The organism is Kitasatospora sp. NPDC002965 (genome assembly GCF_040611255.1).
GTDB lineage: Bacteria > Actinomycetota > Actinomycetes > Streptomycetales > Streptomycetaceae > Kitasatospora.
Genome location: NZ_JBEXNT010000237.1, coordinates 1 through 6635, shown reverse-complemented (window position 1 = coordinate 6635; position 6635 = coordinate 1). Strand labels below are relative to the sequence as shown.

At 74.3% G+C, this 6635-nt stretch carries 3 protein-coding genes and 1 pseudogene; 2 read left to right on the top strand and 2 right to left on the bottom strand.

What is annotated here, in order from left to right:
- Window positions 1-481: 481 nt before the first annotated feature.
- Both ABZY91_RS40915 and ABZY91_RS40910 read right to left on the bottom strand, forming a co-directional pair.
- Window positions 482-1774 (bottom strand): annotated as a pseudogene (locus tag ABZY91_RS40915) (SpoIIE family protein phosphatase); the annotation flags it as partial.
- Between the two features lie 213 nt (window positions 1775-1987).
- Complete coding sequence (locus tag ABZY91_RS40910) at window positions 1988-3289, bottom strand: FAD-dependent oxidoreductase (protein WP_355409202.1); 1302 nt, start codon at window positions 3287-3289, stop codon at window positions 1988-1990.
- Window positions 3290-4100: 811 nt separating this feature from the next.
- On the opposite strand from ABZY91_RS40910, the gene ABZY91_RS40905 reads away from it, so the two are divergent.
- Both ABZY91_RS40905 and ABZY91_RS40900 read left to right on the top strand, forming a co-directional pair.
- Window positions 4101-4943: a helix-turn-helix domain-containing protein gene (locus tag ABZY91_RS40905; protein ID WP_355409200.1), complete on the top strand. Its 843-nt coding sequence runs from the start codon at window positions 4101-4103 to the stop codon at window positions 4941-4943.
- 338 nt (window positions 4944-5281) lie between these two features.
- On the top strand, window positions 5282-6635 hold a 1354-nt coding region (locus tag ABZY91_RS40900; RefSeq protein ID WP_355409198.1), incomplete at its 3' end, for a sigma-70 family RNA polymerase sigma factor.

Here is a 6635-nt window from a genome sequence, read left to right as displayed (position 1 = left end):
CACCGGCCCTCCGGGCGCTTCGTTCTTTCGTGTTTCCAGCTTACCAGACGTTTTCCGCTCCGTTTTCCGGAGTTTCACTCACCTGACTCGCTTTCACGCTTCCAGCCTACCAGACGCTTTCCGCTCCGCTTCCGGCGCTTCGTTCGTCCAACTCGCTGGTGTCTTCTGCGGCTTGACGCCCCGTCCGACGTTCCGAACTGTAGCCGAACCCCGCTCCGAAAAGCGAATCCGACCGCAATCCTCGAAAGCGAGCACGCCAATTGGACCCTGGCCGGAACGTATCGAAAAAAGGACGACACGCCTCGGCCCGAATACAGGAAGAGGTGGTGTTTCAGAGGATTGGCCGCCCCGGGACCGTCCGCGCAGATGCGTGTCCGGTGCTCCCTGCCAGGCAACTCGGAGAACACTAGACCTCGTGGGAGACGGAGTCAAGCGCCGGCTTTCGGGCGGGTGACTCCTCCTCCGTCGGCAACTGGAAGGCGAGCACCGCGACGTCGTCGTCGTGGTCGGAGGTGACCCCCATGGCGCGGAGCAGACGGGCACAGACCACGTCCGGGGCGCCGACCGCGCCGGCCAGGGTGTGGGCGAGAAGGTCGAGGCCCTGGTCGATGTCCTCGTCCCGACGCTCGACCAGGCCGTCCGTGTAGAGGACGCCGGTGGTGCCGGGGAGAAGGCGGAGGGTGTGGGAGAGGTGGACACCGCCGCCGGTGCCCAGCGGCGGTCCGTTCTGCTCCTCGCTCCGCAGGACGGTGCCGTCGGGGCAGCGCAGGAGCATCGGGAGGTGACCGGCCGAGGCGTAGCCGAGGGTGTGCCGCTGCGGATCCCAGACGGCGTAGGTGCAGGTGGCGATCTGGTTGGCGTCGATCTCCATCGCGAGGCCGTCGAGCAGGCTCATCACCTTGTGCGGCGGGAGGTCGAGGCGCGCGTAGGCGCGGACGGCCGTGCGGAGCTGGCCCATGACGGCGGCGGCGCGCAGGCCGCGGCCCATCACGTCGCCGATGACCAGGGCGGTGCGGCCGCCGTCGATGGCGATGACGTCGTACCAGTCGCCGCCGACCGCGGCCTCGGCGCCGCCGGGCTGGTAGGTGGCGGCCACCCGGAGGTCGGCGGGCTGGTCGAGCTTCTGCGGGAGGAGGCTGCGCTGGAGCGTGACGGCGGCCTCGCGCTGGCGGCGCTCGGACTCGCGGAGTCGGGCGGCGGCGAGCACCTGGTCGGTGACCTCGGCGGCGAAGATCAGGACGCCGGCGGTCCGGTCGTCGGCCGCGCCCGGCTCGCCGTGGCCCGCGTCGCGGCTGAGCGGAACGCAGGAGACGTTGTAGTAGCGGTTGCCGGTGAGGCCGAGGATGCAGCGGGCCTTGACGCTGCGCGGGCTGCCGCCGCGGATGACCTGGTCCATCAGGGGCAGGACCCCGAGGGTGCCGAGTTCGGGCAGGGCGTCGCAGGCGGGCAGGCCGGTGGACCGTTCGCCGAAGAGCTCGCGGTACGCGCGGTTGGCGTAGCCGAGCTGGTGGAGCGGTCCGTAGGTGACGGCGACCGGCGCGGGGATGCGGTTGAGGACCTCGCGGAGGTCCTGGGGCCGGTGCGGGTCGAACACTCCGGTCGGGTCGAGTACGTCCAGGAGCCCGGAATGGCCGGTGGGGCTGGTGGGGTCTCGGGGGCTGGGCACCACGACGCCGTCGCCGGACGGCGGGCCCTGGTCGGTGCCGTCCCCGGCCGACAGGGCGGCACGCCGCGGGACTCCGGTGAGCCGGGCGCTCCAGCGCATGAGGTTCAAACGACGGCCGCTTCCTCGGGTTCCAGACATATCATCACTTTTTGTATGCACATCAGCACACCGGGTAATGACTCGGTCGGGCAGATCCTGTCAGGCGGAGACCCGATTCCGGAAGTCGCCCGCGCCCGGCGCGGTCGTCGGATCGGTGACGGCGGGGCTCTCCCGGGCCCCGGTGACGCGTCCGCGGGCCCCCGGGGGGTCGCGGACGGCGCCTCACGTGGGCCGGTCGTCGGCGAACTCCGGCTGCTCGGGCTTTCCGAGCGAGACCACCTCGCGGGAGAAGAGGCCGGCCAGCGCCCAGTCCATCAGCACCCGCACCCGGCGGTCCCCGCTCGGCAGCCGTCGCAGGTGCCGGGCCCGGTGCAGCCACCAGGCCCGCCGCCCGGTGAGCCGTCCGCCGCGCCGTGTGTGGGCGACGGCCCGCCCGAGGCCCAAGGAGGTGGAACAGGCGGGTGCGCCCGGCCGGTACGCGACGATGCCCGCGCCGTGCGGCCCCCCGTCCAGTGAGGCGAGCACGTTGGCGGCCAGCAGTTCGGCCTGGGCGAAGGCGTGCTGGGCGTTGGGAGCACACGGCGCGCCGTCCGCGTGCGGGTCGGGCACGGCGGCGCAGTCCCCGGCGGCCCACGCCCCGGGCAGCGCCCGCCCGTCCGGTGCGAGCACCTGGAGGGTGGGCAGGCAGCGGACCCGGCCCGTGGTGTCCAGTGGCAGGTCGGTCTCGCGCAGCAGCGGGGCGGGGCGGACGCCGGCCGTCCAGACCAGGGTGCGGGCGGCGAACCGGCTGCCGTCCGAGAGCGCCATGACCCGGTCGGCCGCGGACTCCAGGGTGGTGCGCAGCCGGACGTCCACGCTGCGCTCGCGCAGCTGGGCGAGGGTGTGGGCGGCGAGCTCCGGCGACTCCTCCGTGAGGATCCGGTCGGTGGCCTCGACCAGCACCCAGCGGAGGTCGCCGGGGCTGATGTTGTGGTGCCCGCGGATCACGTACCGGGCCATGTCCTCCAGCTCGGCGAGCGCGCCGACGCCCGCGTACCCGGCGCCGACGAAGACGAAGGTGAGCGCGGCCTGGCGGAGGGCCGGGTCGCGGGTGGTGGAGGCCAGGTCGAGCTGCTCCAGGACGTGGTTGCGCAGGCCGACGGCCTCGCCGACGGTGGAGAAGCCGCGGCCGTGTTCGGCCAGCCCGGGGACGGCAGCGGTGCGGGAGACCGAGCCCGGGGCCAGGATCAGGACGTCGTAGTCGAGCTCGACCGGTGCGGGCGGCTCGCCCTTGGCGGCGGCATCGGCCCAGGCCCGGCGGGTCGCGTGCTCGATCCGGGTGATCCGGGCGGTGAGCACCCGGCAGTCCGGCAGCTCGCGGCGGAGCGGGACGACCACGTGCCGGGGGTCGATCGAGCCGGCGGCGACCTCGGCGAGCAGCGGGTGGTAGGTGAGATAGCCCTGGGGCTCGACCAGGGTCAGTTCGTCCTCGCCGCGGCGGAGCCGCTCGCGCAGGCCGCGCTGGAGGTGCAGGGCGGTGGACATCCCCGCGCACCCGCCGCCGACGATCAGGATCCTGATGGCGCACCTCCTGTCGATGGGGCCGGCAGCCCGCCTTCGACCGGGCATGCCCCCATCACGCCCACCAATAAAGGACCGCCGGGCCGCTCTTGTCCACCGTCTGTGCTGTGACGGATGGGGCGTGAGACGACTCGTGGGGACGAATGTGCTGCCTGGGCGAGTTTCTGACGCACTTTCGGCCTCGAACTGCCGTGAACTATGGTCGGATTGTGTGGCGGAGCGGCCACCGCCATGTCAACTGGTGGCGACGCACCGTGGATCGGTCATTACGGCCAGTTCTAGTGTTGGCGGGAGAACCCGACTGCGGGACCGTGATCCGGGGAAGGGTAGTTCCCGGGCGAGGCCCCGGACGGGCGCCGCCACACCGGGCCGGTCGTACCCGGAACGTTCGGCGGTACCCGCCGGAACGGGCCCGGGTGGTCTGCGCGTGGCCGCACCCGCGGCCGGGCGGTACCAGCGGCACTAGCGATGGGGCATCGGTCATTTCTTTCAGGCGGAGCTGCACCGGGGGGTGCAGGGGCGGGCGACGACAGGGTCCGGGATCGGACGCCTGCGGGGGAGAGTTGGGATGATGGAGCAGGAGCGACTGTTGGGGCGAGCGGGTGCGGCGCACCCCGGCCAAGGCGTGGTGCCGGAGCAACGAGGCCCCGCCGAACCACCTGCACAGCCCGGGGCGGTGTATTCGGCGGCCCCGTACCGGGGTGAACCGGTGCCGGCCGGCGGGCCGCTGCCGGGCGCACGCCTGAGGGTGGACGCCCGGCGGAATCTGGAGAGCGTGCTGCGTGCGGCCCGCGAGGTGTTCGGCGAGTTCGGATACGGCGCGCCGATGGAGGAGGTCGCGCGCCGGGCCGGGGTCGGCGTCGGCACGGTGTACCGGCGCTTCCCGAGCAAGGAGGTGCTGGTCCAGCGGATCGCCGCCGAGGAGGTCGCCTGGTTGACGGCCCAGGCGCGCGAGTCGCTCTACGGCGGCGGCGGCGCGTGGGAGTCGCTGGCCGGGTACCTGGCCCGGGCCGTGTCCACCGGGGCCGGGCGGCTGCTGCCGCCGGAGGCGTTCCGGTACGCGGAGGAGCTGGGCCGGGTGCCCGAGCAGCGCTCGCCCGACGTGGTGGGGCTGAACACGGCGTTCGGTTCCGCCCGGTACGAGCCGCTCCCCGGCGCGCACGGCGCGCACGCGGGCGGGACGTACGGAGGCGGGACGTACGCCGGCGGGCCGTACGGAAGCGGAACGCACGCCGGGGGGCCGCAGACGGTCGAGGGCGAGGTCGGCGTACTGGTCGCCGACGCCGATCCGCGGCTGCTGCTGCAGCTGCTCGCCGCGCTCGTGGCGCGTGCGGGTGCGGCCGGCGAGCTGCGGCCCGGGGTGACCGTCGCGGACGTGGTGCTGGTGCTGACCGCGTCGGTACCGGTGCACGCCGCGCGCAGCGGACCGGCGGCCCTGCCGGCTCCGGCAGGGGGGCCGGTGTCCGGTGCCGCCCCGGTGTCGGCGGCGGTCTCCGGGGTCGGCCCGCTCGGGGAGGCGACCCAGTCGCCGAGTGGTCGGCAGACGGACGGTCAACCCGGCGAAGGGCCGGCCGACCGGTTGCTGCAGATCCTGCTGGACGGTCTACGGGCACGTTGATCATCACCCGGGTCGGGCGCTCTCCGTCCGCCCCGGGCAAGGAGGTTGGAGATTCGGGCGGCGCGCGGACCTGGTCGCGCGCCGGGTGCGGCCGCCGTCGCCCCGGGTAACGGGAGCAGGGCGAACACATCCGCGACGGCCCCACGGAAGAGTGGGTCACCGCCGGTCCGGCTACCGCCCAACTCTGCGCTATGCCATCCTTTGCCCGTGGTTGGAGCCAATGTCCCGATGCGCGCCGTTCGCGCGCACTCGGCGCCGTGCAACGGGGAATCGTGCGCCCACGCACTCCCGCGCGCCCTGCCACACTACGGGGGCTGTCGTGGAATCTGGGGTCCGTTGTGAGCGCCGAGGAACAGAACGACTACGGCTACGGCCTCGACTTCGGCCGGTCCGCCGCGAGCGGGCCCGACCTGGGCCCTGACGGCCCGGCCGCCGGTCCCGCCACCCCGGGCGCCGGACCGTCGGGGCAGCTGCAGCCGGAACAGACCCCGCCCGGCCCGTTGCAGTCCGCACAGGTGCCGGACCAGGCCGGGATGCCCAGCCGCGAGACGCTCTCCGCCTCCGCCGCCGCCCTCCCGCAGGGCCGCGTACCCGGTCAGGCCCCGGCCGGGCTGGGCAGCGTCACCCCCGGGGCCTTCGTCGGCCCCGGCACCCCGGCGCGCCCCACCGTGCCCGCGCCCGCCGACCCCGTGGACGGCGAACGTCCCGCTTCCGACGCCGAGTTGACCGCCATGGTCCGGGCCGGCGACGACACCGCGTACGAGGAGATCTACCGCCGGCACGTCGACTCGGTGCGCCGTTACGCCCGGACCTGCTGCCGGGACAGCTTCACCGCCGAGGACCTGGCCGGCGAGGTGTTCGCCCGGACGCTTCAGGCCCTGCGAGCGGGCAAGGGGCCGGAGTTCGCCGTCCGCGCCTATCTGCTGACCGCCGTGCGGAACGTCGCCGCAGCCTGGACCCGCAGCGAGCGGCGCGAGCAACTCGTCGACGATTTCAGCGTGTTCGCGCAGACCTCGGCAGCCGTCGTCGACCTCGACCTGGCCGACCCCGGCGCCGACGCCTGGGCGATGGCGCTGGCCGACCAGCGCATGGTGATGCAGGCCTACGCCGAACTTCCCGAGGACGACCGGGTGGTGCTCTGGCACACCGAGGTCGAGCGGGAGTCCCCCAAGACCGTCGCGGTGATGCTCGGCAAGACCGCCAACGCGACCGCCGTCCAGGCCCACCGGGCCCGCGACCGGCTGGCCGCCGCCTTCCTCCAGGCGCACGTCTCGGGCAGCCAGGAGCGGGACTGCGAGGCGTACGCCAACCGGCTCGGCGCCTACGCGCGGGGCTCGCTGCGCAAGCGGGCCTCCGCGGAGGTCGGCCGACACCTCAAGGAGTGCGACCGGTGCACGGCCGCATGCCTGGAGCTGTCCGAGATCAACCACGGACTGCGGGCGCTGCTGCCCGGCGGCGTGCTGGTCTGGATCGGTGTGGGCGGGTTCAGTGCCGCCGCGGCCGCCGTGGGCGGGGCGGCGGTGGTCGGCGGTGCGGCCGCCGGCACCGCGGCCGCCACGGCGGGCGGCTCAGCGGGAGCAACGGCCGGTGCCACGGCCGGGGCCTCGGCGGGAGCAACGGCCGGTGCCACGGCCGGGGCCTCGGCGGGAGCCGCCGGGGCCACCGGCGGGACCGCCGGGGCGGCGGGCGGAG